The sequence below is a fragment of the Tessaracoccus sp. O5.2 genome (genome assembly GCF_964266725.1).
GTDB lineage: Bacteria > Actinomycetota > Actinomycetes > Propionibacteriales > Propionibacteriaceae > Arachnia > Arachnia lapidicapta.
On sequence record NZ_CAXWGV010000007.1, the window covers coordinates 19,034 to 37,321 of the forward strand.

General features: G+C 71.2%; 19 protein-coding genes. 10 read left to right on the forward strand and 9 right to left on the reverse strand.

Annotated features, from left to right (window positions below; translation table 11 throughout):
* Positions 1–26 precede the first annotated feature (26 nt).
* Complete coding sequence (locus ACFQPD_RS04370; protein ID WP_385898814.1) at positions 27–1,172, forward strand: lycopene cyclase family protein; 1,146 nt, start codon at positions 27–29, stop codon at positions 1,170–1,172.
* Between the two features lie 6 nt (positions 1,173–1,178).
* Here the strand turns inward: ACFQPD_RS04370 and ACFQPD_RS04375 are convergent, their stop codons facing one another.
* Together ACFQPD_RS04375 and ACFQPD_RS04380 are read right to left on the reverse strand one after the other, a co-directional pair.
* Positions 1,179–1,790, reverse strand: a complete 612-nt coding sequence (locus ACFQPD_RS04375; RefSeq protein ID WP_385898816.1) for a YncE family protein — start codon at positions 1,788–1,790, stop codon at positions 1,179–1,181.
* Positions 1,791–2,031: 241 nt separating this feature from the next.
* Positions 2,032–2,688 (reverse strand): LysR family transcriptional regulator substrate-binding protein, encoded by a 657-nt coding sequence (locus tag ACFQPD_RS04380; protein ID WP_385898818.1) that lies wholly within the window; start codon positions 2,686–2,688, stop codon positions 2,032–2,034.
* A gap of 35 nt (positions 2,689–2,723) precedes the next feature.
* Here ACFQPD_RS04380 and ACFQPD_RS04385 point away from each other — a divergent pair, with 35 nt between their 5' ends.
* Entirely contained in the window at positions 2,724–3,083 is a 360-nt protein-coding gene (locus tag ACFQPD_RS04385) for a DUF5997 family protein (RefSeq protein WP_068749583.1), read from the forward strand.
* A gap of 151 nt (positions 3,084–3,234) precedes the next feature.
* On the opposite strand, the gene ACFQPD_RS04390 is transcribed toward ACFQPD_RS04385, so the two are convergent.
* Positions 3,235–4,182, reverse strand: coding sequence for a DUF4349 domain-containing protein (locus ACFQPD_RS04390; RefSeq protein WP_385898821.1), 948 nt, complete (start codon positions 4,180–4,182; stop codon positions 3,235–3,237).
* 134 nt (positions 4,183–4,316) lie between these two features.
* Between ACFQPD_RS04390 and ACFQPD_RS04395 the strand changes: the two genes are divergently transcribed.
* The 5 genes from ACFQPD_RS04395 (at position 4,317) to ACFQPD_RS04415 (ending at position 10,134) form a co-directional block, all read left to right on the forward strand.
* Entirely contained in the window at positions 4,317–5,264 is a 948-nt protein-coding gene (locus tag ACFQPD_RS04395) for a hypothetical protein (protein ID WP_385898824.1), read from the forward strand.
* A 25-nt stretch (positions 5,265–5,289) separates the two neighbouring features.
* Positions 5,290–7,002: an NERD domain-containing protein gene (locus ACFQPD_RS04400; RefSeq protein WP_385898826.1), complete on the forward strand. Its 1,713-nt coding sequence runs from the start codon at positions 5,290–5,292 to the stop codon at positions 7,000–7,002.
* A gap of 450 nt (positions 7,003–7,452) precedes the next feature.
* Positions 7,453–8,505 (forward strand): ABC transporter substrate-binding protein, encoded by a 1,053-nt coding sequence (locus ACFQPD_RS04405; RefSeq protein WP_385898829.1) that lies wholly within the window; start codon positions 7,453–7,455, stop codon positions 8,503–8,505.
* Entirely contained in the window at positions 8,502–9,287 is a 786-nt protein-coding gene (locus ACFQPD_RS04410) for an ABC transporter ATP-binding protein (RefSeq protein ID WP_385898832.1), read from the forward strand. Before ACFQPD_RS04405 ends, ACFQPD_RS04410 begins: the two co-directional genes overlap by 4 nt.
* Positions 9,259–10,134, forward strand: a complete 876-nt coding sequence (locus ACFQPD_RS04415; protein WP_385898834.1) for an ABC transporter permease — start codon at positions 9,259–9,261, stop codon at positions 10,132–10,134. Before ACFQPD_RS04410 ends, ACFQPD_RS04415 begins: the two co-directional genes overlap by 29 nt.
* A gap of 826 nt (positions 10,135–10,960) precedes the next feature.
* On the opposite strand, the gene ACFQPD_RS04420 is transcribed toward ACFQPD_RS04415, so the two are convergent.
* Together ACFQPD_RS04420 and ACFQPD_RS04425 are read right to left on the reverse strand one after the other, a co-directional pair.
* Positions 10,961–11,962 carry a sugar phosphate isomerase/epimerase family protein gene (locus ACFQPD_RS04420; protein WP_385898837.1) on the reverse strand — a complete coding sequence of 334 codons (1,002 nt, stop codon included), beginning with the start codon at positions 11,960–11,962 and terminating at the stop codon, positions 10,961–10,963.
* Positions 11,959–13,131 (reverse strand): Gfo/Idh/MocA family protein, encoded by a 1,173-nt coding sequence (locus tag ACFQPD_RS04425; protein ID WP_385898839.1) that lies wholly within the window; start codon positions 13,129–13,131, stop codon positions 11,959–11,961. The genes ACFQPD_RS04420 and ACFQPD_RS04425 overlap by 4 nt, the downstream gene beginning before the upstream one ends.
* Before the next feature lie 113 nt (positions 13,132–13,244).
* Between ACFQPD_RS04425 and ACFQPD_RS04430 the strand changes: the two genes are divergently transcribed.
* The gene (locus ACFQPD_RS04430) at positions 13,245–14,255 is read left to right on the forward strand and encodes a LacI family DNA-binding transcriptional regulator (RefSeq protein WP_385898842.1); all 1,011 of its coding nucleotides are present in this window, start codon (positions 13,245–13,247) and stop codon (positions 14,253–14,255) included.
* A 34-nt stretch (positions 14,256–14,289) separates the two neighbouring features.
* On the opposite strand, the gene ACFQPD_RS04435 is transcribed toward ACFQPD_RS04430, so the two are convergent.
* From ACFQPD_RS04435 to ACFQPD_RS04445, 3 genes are read right to left on the reverse strand one after another with little or no spacing between them, the layout of a single operon-like run.
* Positions 14,290–15,003, reverse strand: a complete 714-nt coding sequence (locus ACFQPD_RS04435) for an SGNH/GDSL hydrolase family protein (protein ID WP_385898845.1) — start codon at positions 15,001–15,003, stop codon at positions 14,290–14,292.
* Positions 15,000–15,269, reverse strand: a complete 270-nt coding sequence (locus ACFQPD_RS04440) for a maleylpyruvate isomerase N-terminal domain-containing protein (RefSeq protein ID WP_385898847.1) — start codon at positions 15,267–15,269, stop codon at positions 15,000–15,002. The genes ACFQPD_RS04435 and ACFQPD_RS04440 overlap by 4 nt, the downstream gene beginning before the upstream one ends.
* A gap of 1 nt (position 15,270) precedes the next feature.
* Positions 15,271–15,912 carry a TetR/AcrR family transcriptional regulator gene (locus ACFQPD_RS04445; RefSeq protein WP_385898850.1) on the reverse strand — a complete coding sequence of 214 codons (642 nt, stop codon included), beginning with the start codon at positions 15,910–15,912 and terminating at the stop codon, positions 15,271–15,273.
* Between the two features lie 70 nt (positions 15,913–15,982).
* Here ACFQPD_RS04445 and ACFQPD_RS04450 point away from each other — a divergent pair, with 70 nt between their 5' ends.
* Both ACFQPD_RS04450 and ACFQPD_RS04455 read left to right on the forward strand, forming a co-directional pair.
* On the forward strand, positions 15,983–16,546 hold the full coding sequence (locus ACFQPD_RS04450) for a hypothetical protein (RefSeq protein ID WP_385898853.1): 564 nt from the start codon (positions 15,983–15,985) through the stop codon (positions 16,544–16,546).
* 27 nt (positions 16,547–16,573) lie between these two features.
* Positions 16,574–17,389, forward strand: coding sequence for an oxidoreductase (locus ACFQPD_RS04455; protein ID WP_385898856.1), 816 nt, complete (start codon positions 16,574–16,576; stop codon positions 17,387–17,389).
* Between the two features lie 6 nt (positions 17,390–17,395).
* Here ACFQPD_RS04455 and ACFQPD_RS04460 read toward each other — a convergent pair whose 3' ends face one another.
* On the reverse strand, positions 17,396–18,283 hold the full coding sequence (locus ACFQPD_RS04460; RefSeq protein ID WP_385898858.1) for a phosphoribulokinase: 888 nt from the start codon (positions 18,281–18,283) through the stop codon (positions 17,396–17,398).
* Positions 18,284–18,288 lie beyond the last annotated feature (5 nt).

Consider the following 18,288-nt stretch of genomic DNA (forward strand, 5'->3'; position numbering starts at 1 on the left):
CTCAACCCCATGGGACGATGGGCGGCGTGAGTGCTTCGTCCCGCTTCGACGTCGCGGTGGTCGGGCTAGGCCCCGCCGGGCGGGCGCTGGCGTCGCGCGCCGCGGCGCAGGGCCTGCGCGTGCTGGCCGTGGACCCGCGGCCCGACGCGGTGTGGTCGCCCACGTACGGCATCTGGGCCGACGAACTGGGCGACCTCCCGCCGTCGGTGGTCCGGTCACGGGTCGCGCGCCCCGAACTGCGCTCCCACGGCGTCTACCCCCTCCCCCGCGACTACCTCGTCCTCGACAACCCCACCCTCCAGGCCGCACTCCCCCTCGACGGCGTGGCCGTACGGCGAGAGAGGCTCGATGACGACGGCGTCGCGGCGCTGCGCGCGGAGGCACGGGTCGTCGTCGACGCGCGGGGCGCGCGGCCCGACGGCATCGTCCCCGGCGACCCGGCGCCGGCGCAGACCGCGTTCGGCATCGTCGTCCCGGCCGACGACGCGGCCCCCGCGCTCCAGGGCGCGACCGGGCTGCTGATGGACTGGCGGACGGACTGGGCGGCGGGCGACGGGGCCGGCGCGACACCGACCTTCCTCTACGCCATCCCGCTCGGCGACGGCACCGTCCTGCTCGAGGAGACCTGCCTGGCGGCCGCACCCGGCCTGCCGATCGCCGAACTGAAGGCCCGACTGCGACGGCGGCTCCTCGCCCGCGGCATGGCCGAGGCCGCCGTCGACCATCCGCTCGAGCGGGAAGTGGTGCGGATCCCGATGCGCGGGCGCGGACGCCCGGCGCCGGCCGGTGTGCTCGCGGCCGGGACCGCCGGGCGCGGCGGGAACCTCGTGACCGGGTATTCGGTGGCGCATTCCATGGCCCGGGCGGGGTCGCTCGCCGCCGAGCTCGCGGCCGGGCGGGCACCGCGGGCGGTGGACGCGCGGGGTCCCGCGGACGTGTTCCGGGAGATGGGGTTGCGGGCGCTGCTGCGGCTCGACGTCGCGGGGACGTTGGGCCTCTTCGACGCGTTCGGCCGGCTGCCGGCGTCGGCGCAGCGCGACTTCATGTCGCGGGACTCGACAGCCCCCGGGCTTGCCAGAGCGATGTGGGGGATGTTCGTGGGCATGTCGGCCCGCGACAGGGGCCGGCTGATCACCGCCACGCTCGGCCCGCCGTCGCTCGGACAGGGCTGAGCGGGGTCAGGACAGCGGGGAGGCCATCCAGATGGAGGTGTCGTCGGGAAGCGCGACGTAGACCATCCGGGTGACCTCATCCACCGCGATGCCCGTGGGCGTGTGCTCCAGGTGCACCGTCGTCTCATCGCCGGTCAGTGCGTCGGCTGCCGTGAGCGTCCTGAGGCTCCGGTCCACGCCGTAGCGGTCATGGCGCACGCTGTCGATCGCCAGGACGTCCCCCACTGGCTCATACATGCCCGTGCGGGTGAATTCCTCGTCGTGGCAGAAGACCATGTTGAGCGCCGGAGGACGCACGAGGCACACTCGTTTCTGCGCCGAATCGACCGCAACGCCCGACGTCGGATAGCCCAGAGCCTGGGTCCGCAGAAGGGTGACGGTGCCCGTGTCCACGATGCTGAGCGAGTTGTCGAGCGAATTGACGACGTAAGCGCGCCCCGCCGAACCGTCGACGGCGATCGCCTCCGGTCCCTGACCCACGCGCAGGCGGGTCACATGCTTGCCACCGGGCGTCAGCACCGTCACGGATGCGTCGTTGTAGTTGGTCACCCACACCAACTGCTCGACGGGGTCGAACGCGATCCCCAGCGGCTGTTGGGCCACCGGCCAGGTCGCCACTGCCCGCTTCGTGGACTCGCCCTCGCCATCTACGCCCTGCGGCGCCACGATCGGCACTGGCCGATGTGGGTGGGACTCGTCGCGAGCGGGCTCACCGTCGCGTTCTGGCTCTACTTCTTCATCGCGAACATCGTCGCGCCCGCCTGAGACCCGAGGTCCTGCACTTTTCTTCCTGTGGAGCCTTATCTGTGCATATGCACGCAAGAAGCTCCACAGGAAGAAAAGTGCAGGACCCTCCGGATCAGCGGCGGCGCGGGCGCCGCCTCGGCGCCGGGCGCGACCCCTTCGCCGCCGCCTTCCGCGCCGGGGCCGGTTTCGCGGCCGCGGGCTCATCACCGCGCTCCCGCGCCGTGCGCGAGCTGTTCACCGTCCGCCCCCGGACCACACCGATGAACTCGTCCACCCACTCGTTGTCGCTGTCGGTCCGCCACGCGAGCGCCACCGTCGACGGCGGCGCGTCGGTCACCGGGCGGTAGGCCATGTCGCGGCGACTGTGCGACCGGGCGATCGACATCGGCACGAGCAGCACCATCGCGCCGGAGTGTGCCGCGACGTCCACCGACTCCGCCGTCACCGCGTCGACCACCGTCTCCCCCGCCAAGTCGGCGAGGGTGACCTTGTCGAGGACCGAGACCGGATGCTCCTTCGACGCCCAGGCCACCATCACCTCGTCGTACAGCGGGATGGCGTGCAGACCCTCCTGGTCGAGGGGCAGCCGGACGAAGCACATGTCCACGGCATCCTCTGCGAGGACGCGGCGCTGGTCCGCCTCGTCCACCTCGAGGACGTCCAGGGTCACCCGGGGGAACCGCTCCTCCCAGATCCGCCGCCACTTGGTCAGCGTCACGCCGGGCACGGCGCCGACGCGGAGACGGTCGCCGGAGGGGGAGGTGGTCACGCGCGCAGGCTACCCCACCGGGCTACGCTCAGGGCATGAGCCAAACGATGAAGCCGGTCACGGCCGCCGCCAAGCTGGGCATCTACCTGCCGGCGGCACCTGAGGAGTTCCAGACGACGCCGATCACGCGGGCGGAGCTGGACGCGCTGCGCGCGGACCCCCCGGCGTGGCTCACGGACCTGCGCCGCAACGGGCCGTTCCCCAAGGAGGTCATGGCGCAGAAGCTGGGCATCTCCCGCTCCGGGTTGGTGCGCGGCGGCATCACGGAGGCGCTGACGGCCGACCAGATCGGGGAGCTCATCGCCGACCCGCCGGAGTGGCTCGTTCGCGAGCGGGAAACGCATCGCAAGGTCCTGGAGGAGGAGGCGCGGCTGAAGTCGGAGCAGTCCCGCTGATCGCACGCGTTCAGTCGGCCAGCCCGGCCCGCAGCGCCCGCAGCCACGAGTCCCGGAACGCCCGCATCGACGGCGCCGGCAGCATGTCCATCGCGTGCGCCATCCCGGGCACGGCTCCGCGGATAGCTCGAGGACAATCGCCTGCTGGCGGTCATTCGCTATCTGGAGGGGTCGGCGGGGTAGGTGCGGTGGTCGTCGTGTCGGCGGCACGGCGCCGGCGCACCAGCGCCCGGATCGGGAAGAACAGGATGAGCGCCGCCAACCACAGCGGCGAGGAGGCGATGAGCACCGTCAGCGCCACCGACACCAGTTGCGCGGCGCCACGAACGCCGTCGGTCAGGGCCTGCACGAACCCCCACGACTCCCCCTCCGGCCTGACCACGGCCCTCGGCTCGACGAGCTCGACGGCGACGGTCGCCATCGCCGCTTGGCGCTCCAGCAGCGTGACCTGCGCGTCGAGCGACTCGATCTCCCCGCGCACGCGGCCCAGTTCCTTCTCGATGGCCAGCATCTCCGTGACGTTCTTGGCCGCGTCGAAGAACTCCCGCAGGCGCTCCTCCTGGGCGCGCATGTTGGCCAGCCTGGCGGACAGGTCGACGTGCTCCTGCGTCACGTCGTCGGTGGCCTCCGACTGGAACTTGATGGTCCCCAGCTCCCCGACCTCGGCGACGAAGTCCTCGTACTCGTCGGTGGGGATGCGCACGGTGACCCAGCCCCGCAGGGCGGTGCCGTCGCCGGTGAGGTTGCCGCGTTCGTCGTAGCGGTAGAGCCATTCGTCGGTGTCGGTGGCCACCTGCATGTCGGTGACGGTGCCGTCGTGGGTGCGGGTGAGGTCGCGGATCTCGGTCACGGCGTCGGCCGTGCTCTCGACCTCCAGCCGCAGCGTCTTGGTGCGGATGACCAGGCGGCCCTCGTCGCCGTCGCCGCCCTCGGTGCCCTCCCCCGGGAACGCCTTGCCGCCGCCGTCCTGTGCCGGTGCGGGCTCCACGCCCGGCATGTCTGTCGACTGACCCGAGCCGGAACACCCCGCCACCAGAACCGCCAGCAGCAGGACGACGACGGTCGCCATCGCCCGGCGCAGCCACGAACTCTGCCTCATCGTGCCCTCCTCATGGGACGTGGGCGCCGGGGCCGACAGGGCGCCGACGCGCCGAAACGGGGCGCTGCAGCGGGCCTCCTGCGTGATCCGAGGTTACACCTCCGGGCCGTCACCTCCGGGGCGACAATGGGTGGATGGAGGGACGGGATACGTCACACCTCGAGGCCATGGTCGCCGCCGTCGAGGCCCTCGCCGCCGAGGGACGGGCACAACTGGACGAACGTCGTGTGGCGGAGGTCCACGACGAGCTGGAGCGCATGGCCGCGTCGACGGCCTGGAAGCTGGGCCACGACGCGCTGCGGTTGGGCGAGTTGCGCCGCCAGCACGCCGCAGAGATGGAGCGGTTCTCCGAGGAGGTGCGGCGCCTGACTGTCGACGCGGCGTCAGAACGGGCCCAGCGACTGGCCGGCATGGTCGACTCCTGGCGGCAGGACCTGCTCGACCACCCGGACCTGCTGGGTCCCGACACCGACCTGCTGCTCGAAGCGGACTTCATCCGGTCCTGGGCCAGCTCCGACAACCTCGTCGAGGAGCGTCGTCGCCCGGGCGTCACCTGGGCGCGGTACCGGGTTCGCGAGGAGGCCGACGCCATCCGCGCGCATGCCACGGAGAAGGTCTCCTTCTACACGGTGTGGCAGAACCCGACCGACCACGACGTCCTGGTCGACGTCCAGTCCCGGATGACGGTCAATGGCCACCTGGACGTGGCTGCGGACGGCGCCGGCGTCGCGGCGTGGTTCTTCCCGCGGCCGCGGGCCGCCGTCGAGGTCGAGGCGCGGCTCACGCTGTGGCAGCTGTGGAGCGACCCAGCGCCGCAGGTGGTGGCCGACACCCGGCCCATCGCGACGGCGTCGGCCGAGGGCGGGTTCCTGGGCGCGAGCGACGGGAGCTTCGTGAGCGCGGCGCCGGGCCTGGCCACGACGGGGTTCTGGGTGCGCGGCGGGTCGGCGATCCTGCTGGAGTCCTCGCTCGTGGTGGACTACGACGCGCTGAGCGGCTCGGTGGACGCAGACTTCGCAGCTGACCCGTCCTTCAACGTCGGCTGGGCCTACGCGACGGTGACCCGCCACCCGCTGCTGTGACGCCCGCGCCCGTTACCGTGGCCCCATGGCGCCGACGCTGATCCCTGACGAACCACGCTTCACCACGTCGTCGGAGGAGTTCGTGTGGACCAGGCTGCGCGACGCTCTCCGCCCCGAGGACACCCTCATCGCGAACCACCGGCTCACGGACGAGGCCAAGGACTACGAGGCCGACCTGGTGGTGGTGATGCCGGGTGCCGGGGTGGTCGTCGTCGAGGTGAAGGGCGCCGGCATCGGGTGTCGCGACGGTCGGTGGTTCATGGATCGCGAAGGACGGCGCGAGACGGTGGACCCGGTGGCCCAGGCTCGCGACGCCCGGTACGCGATCCGCGACTACGTCGAGTCGGATCGACGATGGGCGGACAGCTCCCGCGGCCGGGTGCGGTTCGCGCACACCGTCGTGACCCCGTTCCTCACCCTCGGCGACGACTTCGACCTCCCCGACTGCCCCCGCTGGATGGTGCACGGCCGCGAGGACATGCCGGTGCTGGCGGCTCGGCTGGCCGAGGTTCCGCTGCGGTTCGAGACCAACCGCCTGGCACCGTCGCTCGACGACTGCCAGCTCATCATCGAGATCCTTACCGGACGCGGGGTCGACGCGGCGCCGACAGTAGAGGACGAGGCCGACGAGCGCCACGCCCGCGCCGACCGGCTGACGCAGGAGCAGGCGCTGGTCCTCGACGTGACGCGGCTGCTGCGCCGCATCGAGGTGCGCGGTGGGGCCGGGAGCGGCAAGACCGTGCTGGCGTTGACGCAGGCCAAGCAGCTGAGCCGCGGGCAGGGTGGGCGCGCGCCTGAGCGGGTGGCGCTGCTGTGTTATTCGATCGGGCTGGCGAGCTACTTCCGGCGTGAGGTAGCGGGGTGGCCGCGTAAGCACCGCCCGGCGTTCGTCGGGACCTTCGAGGGGCTGGCGAACCTGTGGGGGATCGCGTCGGGATCGCGCGACGAGCCGGACTTCTGGGAGCACGAGTTGCCGCGGATCATGGCTGACCGCGCCGCAGAACTGCCGCCGGGCCAGCGGTTCGACTCGTTCGTCGTCGACGAGGCGCAGGACTTCGCCGAGTCGTGGTGGCGGCCTCTGGTGTCCGCGCTGAAGGATGAGCAGGACGGCGGGTTGTTTCTCTACTCCGATGAGAACCAGCGGATCTTCCAGCGCTTCGGGCGTCCCCCGGTGCCGCTGGTCCCCTTGGTGCTGGACCACAACCTGCGCAACACCCGGCAGATCGCCGAGGTGTTCCGGCCGCTGGCGCCACTGCGGATGCGTCTGGAGGGCGGCAACGGGCCTGACGTCGCCTTCGTCCCCGCCGCTCCCGACGACGCCGACGACGTGGCCGACGACCAGGTCGAGGCTCTGCTCGACGAGGGCTGGGCGCCCGGGCATGTGGCGCTGCTCACCACCGGCAGGCGGCATCCGGAGCAACGCAGCCGGCAGGAGGTTGACGGTCAGGACGGATACTGGGAGTCGTTCTGGGACGACGACCTCGTGTTCTACGGCCACGTGCTCGGCTTCAAGGGGTTGGAGCGGCGCGCCGTCGTCTTGTGCGTGAACGAGGACGGGACACGGGAGCGGTTCCGGGAGCGCATGTACGTGGGGCTGTCGCGGGCGACGGACCGGCTCATCGTCGTCGGAGATCCGATGGCGATCGCGCGCGCGGGCGACCAGGTGCTGCGCGGACTGGCCGGCGCCGACCGTCGAGACTTCCACACCCACCCGCGACCAGTACCCCGTGGGGTATAGGGTGGTGGTGTCGCCCGCACCTGAGGAGCCGTTCGGGAAGCCGCTGCGCGGCGCCGAGGTGCGCGCCTCCCTGCGCTGATTCAGCGGCCGCCCGCCCGTGCGCCGCGTCGACGCCGTGGGTTGGTCGCCCGCCGCTGGGAGCCCCTGCCGAACTCTCGGTTGAGCCCGATTCTGGTGTCGCCAGAGTCTTTAACGATCAAATGTCCCGAATGGGTCGTCGACACCCGGCGCAGGCTCAACCCCACTCCCCCACCCCCGCCGCAGGCTCAACCGAGCCCCGCAGACCGCGTGTCAGGCTCAACGGGGATCGCCGAAGATATTCCCGCGTTCAGCGCTCAGCGAAAGACACCGTCGCAGCACGCTCAGGGGAAGTCTCACCGCGCCGGCGGGCGTTGACGGTGGTGTCGGGGCCCACCTAGCTTCGGCACAACCCGCCCGGCAGGAGACCCCATGCACGACCGCCGCAGCCCCCGGCCCGCACGCGCGACGACGCTCGCCGTCGCCATGCTGGCCTGCGCACTGCTCGCCGGGTGCACCACCGCGGCGGGCGCCGACGACGGCGTCAGCATCGGCTACTTCCCCACCGTGACCCACGCGCCGGCCCTCATCGCCGACAGCGAGGGCCTGTTCGATGACCGGCTCGCGGAGGTCGGTGCCACCGCGACCACGCAGTCCTTCCGCGCCGGGCCAGAGGCACTCCAGGCGGTGCTGGCGGGATCGGTCGACATCGCCTACATCGGCCCCAACCCCGCCGTCACCGCGTATCTCCAGTCGGGCGGCGACGCCGTCCGGGTCATCGCCGGCTCCACCTCCGGCGGTGCGTCGCTGGTCGTCCGCCCCGGCATCGAGGACCCCGCCGACCTCCGCGGCGCCCGCCTCGCCACCCCCCAGCTGGGCAATACCCAGGACATCGCGCTGAGGCACTGGCTCACCGCGCAGGGCCTCACCGCCACCGAGGATGGCGGGGGCGACGTCCACGTCCTCCCCCAACCCAACTCCGCCGCCGTCCAGGCGTTCCGCACTGGCCAGATCGACGGCGCCTGGCTGCCCGAGCCGTTCGCGAGCCGCCTCGTCGAGGCCGGCGGACGGCTCCTCGTCGACGAGCGCGACCTCTGGCCGGGCGGCCGCTTCGTCACAACCACCGTCGTCGCGCACCCCGACGTCCTCGCCGAGCACCCCGAGCGCGTCCAAGCCGTCCTCGAGGCCCACCTCGACGCCCTGGCTCTCATCGACGACGACCCGGCCGCCGCCCGCGACACGGTCGCCGCCCAGATCACGGCCCTCACCGGCCAGGACCTGGACCCCGCGACCCTCGCCTCCGCCTGGGAGACCCTGGACTTCGGACCCGACCCCCTGGCCGACGCCCTCCGCGACGCCGCCGCCCACGCGGACGCCGTCGGCCTGCTCCCCGACAAACCTCACGACGACTTCGCCCGGCTGTGGGACCTCGCCCTCCTCAACGAGGCCCTCGCCGCACGCGGCCTCCCGGCGGTGGCTGCGTGAGCGCCGCCGCACCGACCGCCGCCCGCGGCGGGCTGCGCCTGCGCGGCGTCTCCAAGTCGTTCGGGCGCGGCGACTCCCAGGTCACGGCGCTCGGCGACCTCGACCTCGACGTCGCCCCCGGCGAGTTCGTCGCCGTCGTCGGCGGGTCCGGCTGCGGGAAGTCGACCATGTTGACGCTCGCCGCCGGCCTCGAGACCCCGACGACCGGGAGCATCGACGCCGGCGGCAAGGTGGCGCTGATGTTCCAGGAGAGCACGCTCCTGCCGTGGCTGACCGCCGCGGGCAACGTCGAACTCGCGCTCCAGCTGCGCGGCGTGCCCACGGCGGACCGCGGTGCCCTGGCCCGCCAACTGCTCGGCCGGGTGCGCCTCGGCCGGCACGTCGACAAACGCCCCCACGAGATGAGCGGCGGCATGCGGCAGCGCGTCGCGCTGGCCCGGGTCCTCGCGCAGGACGCCGCCGTCGTCCTCATGGACGAGCCGCTCGGCGCCCTCGACGCCATGACCCGCGACCAGATGCACGACCTCATCGAGGAGGTGTGGCTCGACGCGGGGTTCAGCGTCGTGTTCGTCACCCACAACGTGCGGGAGGCGGTCCGGCTGGCCGACCGCACGATCCTCATGGGCGCCCGTCCGGGGCGGATCATCCACGAGCAGCGCATCCAGGTGCCCCGGCCGCGCGCTATGGAGTCGGCCCCCTGCGTGGCGCTGGCCGCCGACCTCACTCAACGCCTACGCGAGGAGGTGGCCCGCCATGACGAGGCCGACTACTTCGAGATCTGACGTCGCCGAGCCGCTGGATCCCGCCGAGGAGTCGCTCGCCGACGACGCCCCCGCCCGCCCGGCCCGCTGGCGGCGCGCGGTGCCGATCCTGCTCGCCACCGGCATGTTCCTCGCGCTGTGGCAGGTCGTGTCGTGGTCGGGCTGGAAGCCTGACTACCTCCTCCCGGGGCCAACCGTCGTGCTCGGCGAGCTCGCCCGGCTGGCCTCAGAACCGTCGTTCTGGGTGGCGCTGGGCCGGACGCTCACCCGCGCCGTCGTGGGGTTCGCGCTCGCGGTGGCGATCGGCACGGCCATCGGGTTGGCGACGGCGAGGTCGCGGCTGCTCCGCTCGGCGATCGGGTCGCTCGTGACCGGCCTGCAGACCATGCCCTCGGTGGTGTGGTTCCCGCTCGCCATCCTCCTGATGGGCCTCGGCGAGCAGGCCATCATGTTCGTCGTCGTGCTGGGCGCCGCGCCCAGCGTCGCCAACGGCGTGCTCACCGGCGTCGACCAGGTGCCACCCGCCTACCACAGGCTCGGCGATGTGCTGGGTGCCCGCGGCTGGACCCTCTACCGCCACATCATCATCCCGGCGGCCCTGCCGTCGTACGTCGCGGGACTCAGCCAGGGCTGGGCCTTCGCGTGGCGCTCGCTCATGGCGGGCGAGCTGCTGGTGGTCATCCCGGGCGCGATCGCGCTGGGTAACCGGCTGTCGTTCGCGCAGGAGTTCGGCGACGCCGCCGGGCTGATGGCCTACATGATCGTCATCCTCGTGGTCGGCATGCTCGCCGACACCGCCTTCAGCGCCGCAGCCAGGCGGCTGCGCGAGCGTCGCGGCCTGGCCACCCCGGCGGAGCGTCGCGCCTGACCCCCGCCCCGCCAGGCGGAACGCTTCACACAAGCTACGACATCTCCTCTCGACGCTTCGCCAACGGTCAGGGCCCGTCGACCCGCAGGGCTGCGCGGGTCTGCCCGCGGCGTCGCGAACGAAGCGGCCCCCACCGATCCCTGAGGAGGCCGGAGTCGCGAAGCGACCGTCGGCCGTCTCGAAGGGTCGTAACCCGCACCGTCCAGCAGTCTCTGCCCAATGTCGCGACACAACCCTTCGAGACGATCACCGGCGCTCCGCGCGGCGATCTCCTCAGGGAGCGAAAACAGACAGGCCCCGCCGCCGCGGGCGGCCCCACCGATCCCTGACGAGGACGGAGTCGCGAAGCGACCACGGGCGGCCCCACCGATCCCTGACGAGGACGGAGTCGCGAAGCGACCGTCGACCGTCTCGAAGGGTCGTAACCCGCACCGTCCAACAGTCTCTGCCCAATGTCGCGACACAACCCTTCGAGACGATCACCGGCGCTCCGCGCGGCGATCTCCTCAGGGAGCGGTGAGAACGACCCACCGGCGCTCCGCGCGGCGATCTCCTCAGGGAGCGAGAACAGACAGGCCCCGTCGCCGCGGGCGGCCCCCACCGATCCCTGAGGAGGCCAGCGTCGCGAAGCGACCGTCGGCCGTCTCGAAGGGTCGTACCCCGCACCGTCCAACAGTCTCTGCCCAATGTCGCGACACAACCCTTCGAGACGATCACCGGCGCTCCGCGCGGCGATCTCCTCAGGGAGCGGTGAGAACGACCCACCGGCGCTCCGCGCAGCGACCTCGTCAGGGAGCGGCCGGAACGATCACCGGCGCTCGGCCCGTCACTCGGCCTCGAACGCCGCCAAGGCGTCCTTCAATACCTCCGCGGCGACCTCCAGCCCCTCTATGCGACCCAGCTCAGTGTCCTCGTGCTCGATGTTCAGACACATGTCCGGGTCCACCTCGTGGAGGGCCCGGATGAACTCCGTCCAGTACTCGGTGTCGTGGCCCTTACCCAGCGCGACGAAGTCCCAGGAGGAGTCCGTCGGCCACTCGTTGGCCCACTCGTCGCCGCCGAGGTTGACGCGCGCCTCGTCGGGCGAGAGTCGGCGGAACCCGTTGTCGAGGACCCCGTTGAGCCGCGCGTTCGGGTTGATCCGCACGTCCTTGGCCGCGGCATGGAAGATCAGCGGCCCCAGTTCCCGAACGACGGCGATCGGATCGGCCTGCTGCCAGAACAGGTGCGACGCGTCCATCTCGACGCCGATGTGGGTAGCTCCGGTGAGCTCGATGAGCTTCTTGACGTCGCGGGCGTTGAACACGAGGTTCTGGGGGTGCAGCTCAAGGGCAACCTTCACGCCGTGGTCCTTGGCGAACCGGTCCATCTCGCTCCAGAACGGCGCGGCGATCTCCCACTGGTAGTCGAGGACGTCGAGCGCGGCGGAGTTCCAGGCGTTGACGATCCAGTTGGGGTACTTCGTTCCCGGTTCGCCGCCGGGCAGGCCGGACATGGTGACGACGCGGGTCTGGCCGAGCGCGGCGGCCGCACGGATGGAGCGGCGGATGTCCTCGGCGTGCTTCTCGGCGATCTCCGCGTTCGGATGCAGCGGGTTGCCGTTGCAGTTGAGGCCGGCGATCTCGACGCCGGTGCCCTCGAAGCGCGCCAGGTATGCCTTCGCGGCCGCGGGGCTGGCGGCAATCTCCTCGATCTCCGGGATGTGGACGGGGGGCAGGAAGCCGCCCGAGTTGATCTCGATGCCGGTCAGGCCGAGACCTCCGATCACCGCGAGAGCATCCTCCAGCGGGCGATCGTGCAGGACCGCGTTGTAGACACCGAGTTTCACAGGGTCACCGTCTTTCCGTTGTTCGCGGCCGACTCAGCGACGGCGGCGAGGATTTCCATGTTGTGGACGCCGTCGTCGAACGAGGCGTTGCGGGGCAGGGACTCCGATTCGGGGATCCCGGCCACCTCTTCGAGGAAGGCCCGCGCCTGAAAGGCGAAGCCCTCGTTCTGGCCGAAGCCCACGCCCGAGACGTCGATGGCCATGCCGCCGGCGACGTAGGGGTGATCCGAGCCCAGGTTCACGGTCCGGTAGCCGTTGGTGCCCGGCTGGTCGTCGTGCAGGTAGAGCCGCACCTGCGACGGCGTGTCCTGGTGGAAGCTCGCCGCGCCGTTGACGCAGAAGACCTCGAAGTTCAGGCCGTTGGGGTATCCGGCGGCCACGCGGGAGGCCTCCAGGCTCGCCGTCGTGGTGCCGAACTTCGCCGTGAACGTGGCGTAGTCGTCGTTCTCCACCGGCTCGGTCTCGGTCGAGACCTCGACCTGGCCGTGCCCGACGACGGCGCCCAGCGGCAGCGGGCGCTCCGTGATGGCGGTCGTGAACGCCCCGCCCGAGACGGCGGTCATGTCGCCGCACAGGAACTCCGCCAGATAGGTGAGGTGGCTGCCGACGTCGGCGAGCGCGCCCGACCCCATGGGGCCCTTGTAGCGCCAGCTCATCTGGCCTTTCGGGTTGCACGCGTAGTCGCACCAGTAGCGCGCCGAGAGGTGCAGCACCGTGCCCAGGGTCCCGTCCTGGATCCAGTTGCGGATGGCGGCGATCCCGGGCTGCCGGACGTACGTGAGACCGATCCGGGCGATCGACGACGCCTCGCGGGCCAGCCGCGCCATCTCGCGGGCGGACTCGAGTGTGTCGGCGAGCGGCTTCTCACACAGGACGTGCTTGCCCGCCTCCAGCAGGCCGCGGACCACCTCGAGGTGCAGGCTGTTGGCGATGACGACGCTGACGACGTGGATGTCGGGGTCGGCGGCGATGGCCCGCCAGTCGGTGTCGCTGCGCTCGTAGCCGTAGCGGCGGGCGGTGGCCTCGCCGATCTCGGCGTTCACGTCGCAGATGGAGACGTAGCGCAGGTCGGGCAGCGTGGGCCGATACAGGGTCGGCGCGACGCGGTAGGCGGCGGCGTGCGACTTCCCCGCCATGCCGGCTCCGATGACGGCGATGCCGATGGTCATTCATCCTCCTCGATGTATACTTGGAGCGGTCCAAGTGACTCCACGGTAGGCCGAGGACACTTGTCCTGTCAATAGCTGCGTTACCCTCGGTCATCGTGGAAGGAGGTGCGTCAGTGTCACCCCGCCGACGGCCCGTCAGGCCCACCATCTACGACGTCGCCCGTGAGGCCGGCGTCTCCAAGTCACTCGTGTCGCTCGTGCTCAACGACTCCACCCTCGTGGCTGAGGCCAAGCGGCAGGCCGTCCAGGACGCCATCGCCAAGCTCGGATACCGTCGCAGCCAGGCCGCCTCAGCGCTCGCGGCGGACCGGACGCGCACCGTCGGCCTCGTCATCGACGATTTCCAGAACCCCTCGTTCGTCGAGCTGCTGCGCGGCCTCCGCTCCGCGGTGGGGCCACAGGGATTCCACGTCGCCATCCGGGAGCACTACCGGGAGGGCGACACCTTCGTCAACGCCATCGACGGCTTCCTCGACAGCCAGGTCGACGCCCTGGTGGTCGCGGCCGAACCGGGGCGCGACCTTCCCACCCTCGGCGTCCCGACGGTCCTCGAGGGCACGCGATTGCACCGCATCGACGACGCCGACACCGTCGAGAGCGACCAGCGCCACGGCGTCGATCAACTCATGGAGCACCTGCGTTCGGCAGGACATCGCCGGATCGGACACGTGACCGGCGCCGGCGGCGCGGCCGCGGTCCGTCTGCAGGCGTACCTCGAGGCGATGGAGGGCCAAGGCGAGGCGGCCCGGTTCGCCGGCGGGTCCAACGAGACGAACGAGAACGGCGGGTACGCCGGGGCGGTGGAACTGCTCCGCCGCCATCCGGACGTGACGGCCGTCTTCGCCGCCAACGACACCATGGCGCTCGGCGCCCGCGCGGCCCTGAGGGAGGCGGGGCGCGAGGTGCCTCGCGACGTCGCGCTGATCGGCTACGACAACTCGCACCTGGCACGCAGCCGGTTCCTCGACCTCACCACGGTCGACAGCCATGCCTACGACGCCGGCGTCGCATGCGGCGAGGCGATTCTCCGGCGCCTCGCCGAGCCCGATCTGCCCCCCGCATCGGTGGTGGTCCCGAGCACCCTCGTCGTGCGGTCGTCGTCCGCGACCGTCGTGACACGCTGACCAGGCGCCGTCCTCCGACGCCGGGTCACCGACCTCAGTTCTTCGGCAGCTTCACCATGCCGCGCGTGGTGTCGCTGGAGGTGGTCCCGCCGGTGGTGACGGTCGCGGCGGTGCCGGTCGCGGTGCCGCCGAGCACTCCGGCGACGGTGGGCTTGTAGCCCGAGGCGTATCCGGTCGCGTTCGGGTGGAACGACTGATACGTGGCCAGCGATGCGTTGTTGATCCAGGACGGCGAGTCGCAGACAGCGTGCCCGGTGAAGGGTTGGCGCACGTCGGCGAAGCCGATGCCCGCGCGCTCCGCGGCCTCGCTGATGGTGGCGGAGAGAGTGTCAGCCCCACTGTTGATGGCCGTCACCTCGTTCTTGGTGAAAACGGTGAGCCAGCTGCAGTCGGGCTTGATGGGACTCAGGAGGTGGGGGTAGTTCGTCGCAACGATTGTGGCCTCGGGCGCCGCGGCCTTCACTGCCCGGAACACGCTGTCCAGCTTGTCCGGCAGCGTGTCAGTCGTGTCCGCGACCGCCGCGCTGACAGCCGACAGACAGGCCGACTCGTTGCTCCCCATGCACGTCGTCATGGTCGAGGCGAAGCCGACGTCGTTGCCGCCGATGGTGATGGTCACGTAGCTGGCGTCCGCCAGGTTTCCAGTGAGCTGCTTCTTCAGGACGTCCGTGGTCACGGCGCCCGAGCACGCCTGCAGGTCCAGGGCATAACCCTTCTCGGTCGCGATGAGGCCGGGATAGCCCTTCAACGAGCGGTAGCACCCGCTCGCGTCCTGCGGTAGCGGAACCGCCCGATCTGCGCGTCGACGAGAAACAGCAGCGGGTTGCCCTGGAAGCGGGCGCCGGACGCGACGTGGCCCACCATGTCGCGGACCGTCCAGGCCGGGCACTCCGTGGTGGTGCCCCACTGTTCCGGGCTGAGGCCGCTCAGCTCGTCGATGAGGCGCAGGTGCTGCGCGCGCGCGACGCGCAGCCCGTCGCCGGGGCCGGGGAGGGGGATGTCGATGGCGCGCATGTCAGGTCCTTTCGGGGAGGTGCGCGAGCACGAGGGCCCGGACGAGAGCCGGGAGGTGTCCGACGGCAACGCCGTCGGCATGGGCGACACCCGGCTCGTTGGCCAGGTGCCGCACGACCGCCCCGGTGGTGGCGGTGGCGAGGTTCTGCACGAGTTGGTCGACATCGGTGGTCGGCCGCAGCCGGCCGTGGTCACGGAGCGCGGCGAGTTCGTCCCGGGAGAGCTCGGCTGCCGCCAGCGACGGTGCGAACGCCTCGGGCGTCGGCTGCCACTGCGGCACCGGCCGGGTCAGCATGAGCTGGCTGAGCTCGGGGTTCGCCAGCGCCCAGCCCACGAAGGAGTCGGTGATCGCCAGGACCCGCGCCACGGCGTCCGTGTGCCCGTCGATCGGCCCCAGGGCGTCGCGGCGCGCCCGCATCTCGTCGAGGCAGGCCCACCACCCGCGTCGGAACAACTCGTCGTAGAGGGCGTTCTTGGACTCGAAGTAGGTGTAGAGCGACGGCGTGCGCACCCCGAGCCGTCGGGCCACCTCGCCCAGCGACAGCCCCGCCACGCCCTGCTCGGCCATGATCGCGACGGCGTGCTCGACGATCTGGCCGCGGGTCTCCCCGTGCCGTCGATTCCGGCGCCCCGAAGGATCCATCACCCCTCCTAATACCCTAAGGTAAAACTAATGGTATTAGGATGCAAGGGGTTCCGCACGGAAGTCTGTGATGGCGTCGTTCGTGTTCGACTCCGAGGCCATCTTCGCCGAGCCGGTGATCCGTGACTACTACCTGCCCTATGCGGCCACCGACCCTGTGTGGTCTATCGGGCTCCAGTTGCTCCGAGGGGTCCTCTTCGGGACGGTGCTGCTGCCGTTGCGGCGATTCCTGGCCGCGACCGACCTGGGCTGGCTGTGGTTGTGGCTTCTGTTCGTCGGGATGGGCAGCCTCGGTACGCCCGCGGCGGCGCCCGGCTCGCTCGAGGGCATGATCTACACGCAACTCCCGCTCTGGTTCCACGCCGTCGGCATGCCGGAGATGCTTCTGCAGACCCTGACCTTCAGTTTTCTGGTGCACCGGACGCTGCGGTCCGCCGAGCACCCGTTCCCCTCCAGGGCGCGCACACTGCTCAGCGCCACGGCCGTGGCGTCGATCTCGTTCCTCGGCTACACGGCCGTGTCGCTGGCCTTCGCCTTCGCCGCGGGCGCCGGTGCTCATCTCGCTGCTGATGACCCGCCCACGCCGGTCTCCTGTGCTCGCCCCGGCGCCCACGGCGGCTCGGGAATAGAGTGACCGCAACGACCCACAGGGAGGACCGCCATGGCCACATGGCTGATCACCGGATGTTCGAGCGGCCTGGGCCGCGCGCTGGCCGAGGCGGTCCGCGACGCGGGACACCAGGTCGTCGCGACCGCCCGCGACCGCGCCACACTCGACGATCTCGCTGGCGACCGCGTCCTCACCCTGGCCCTCGATGTGACCGATCCGGCCCAGATCGCCGCCGCGGTCGCGGAGGCCGAGGCGGCGTTCGGCGGGGTCGACGTCCTGGTCAACAACGCGGGCTACGGGTACCGCGCCGCCGTCGAGGAGGGGGCCGACGACGACGTGCGCCGCCTGTTCGACACGCACTTCTACGGGTCCGTCGCGCTCATCAAGGCCGTGCTGCCCGGGATGCGGTCGCGCCGCTCGGGGGCGATCGTCAACCTGTCATCGATCGGCGCCACCATGACGCCCGTCGGGTCCGGCTACTACGCCGCCGCGAAGGCCGCCGTGGAGGGCATGTCAGGCTCACTCCGCGGGGAACTCGCGCCGCTCGGGATCTCCGTCACCGTCGTCGAGCCCGGGGTGTTCGCCACCGACTTCGCCGGCCGGTCGCTGACGCAGTCGGCGACGGTGATCGATGACTACGCGGGTACCGCGGGCACGCGGCGCATCGAGAACGTGGTCAAGAAGCCGGCGCCGGGCGACCCGGTGAAGGCGGCGGCGGCGATCCTGCGCGCCGTCGAGGCCGACGAGCCGCCCGCGTTCCTGCTCCTGGGCAGCGACGCGCTCGACACCTACCGCGCCGTGATGCGTGCCCGTCTCGACGAGGTCGACCGCTGGGAGGACCTCAGCCGCAGCACCGACTTCTCCTGACCGCGGTCAGGTGCGCGCACCCTCGCGTGCCCTGGCCTTCCGGCTGGACTCGACCAGCCGCCAGATCAGAGGCGTGAAGATCAGCTGCATCGCCAGGTGCATCTTCCCGCCCGGCACGACGATGCTGTTGGCCCGCGACATGAACGAGCCGTCGATCATCGACAGCAGGTAGGGGAAGTCGATGCCGCGCGGATCGGCGAACCTGATCACCACCATCGACTCGTCGAGCGTCGGGATCCAGCCGGCGATGAACGGGTTGGAGGTGTCGACGACGGGGACGCGCTGGAAGTTGATGTGCGTGTTGGAGAACTGCGGGCAGATGTAGTGCACGTAGTCGGGCATGCGACGCAGGATGGTGTCGGTGACGGCCTCGGTGGAGTAGCCACGCGTGCTTCGATCGCGGTGCAGCTTCTGGATCCACTCGAGGTTGATGATGGGCACCACCCCGATGCGCAGGTCGACGTGCCTGGCGACGTCGACGGCGTCGGTGCGCACGGCGCCGTGCAGCCCCTCGTAGTAGAGCAGGTCGGTCCCGGCGGGCAGGTCGAGCCACGGGGTGAACGTGCCCGGGGGGCGGCCGTAGAGCTGGGCCTCCTCGTCGTCGTGGACGTACTGACGGACCTTCCCGGTGCCGCTGCGTCCGTACTCGGCGAACAGGTCCTCGAGTTCGCCGAACAGGTTGGCTTCGGGGCCGAAGTGGCTGGGCGCGTTCTCTCCGGCCTCCTCGTAGACCCGCTTCATCTCGTCACGGTCGTAGCGGTGGAAGGAGTCACCGTGGACGATGGCGGAGGTGATGGACTCCCGCGCGAAAATCTGCGCGAACGTGTCGGTGACCGTCGTCGTCCCGGCCCCGGAGGAGCCGGTGATCGCGACGACCGGATGCGTGTCGGACATGGCGG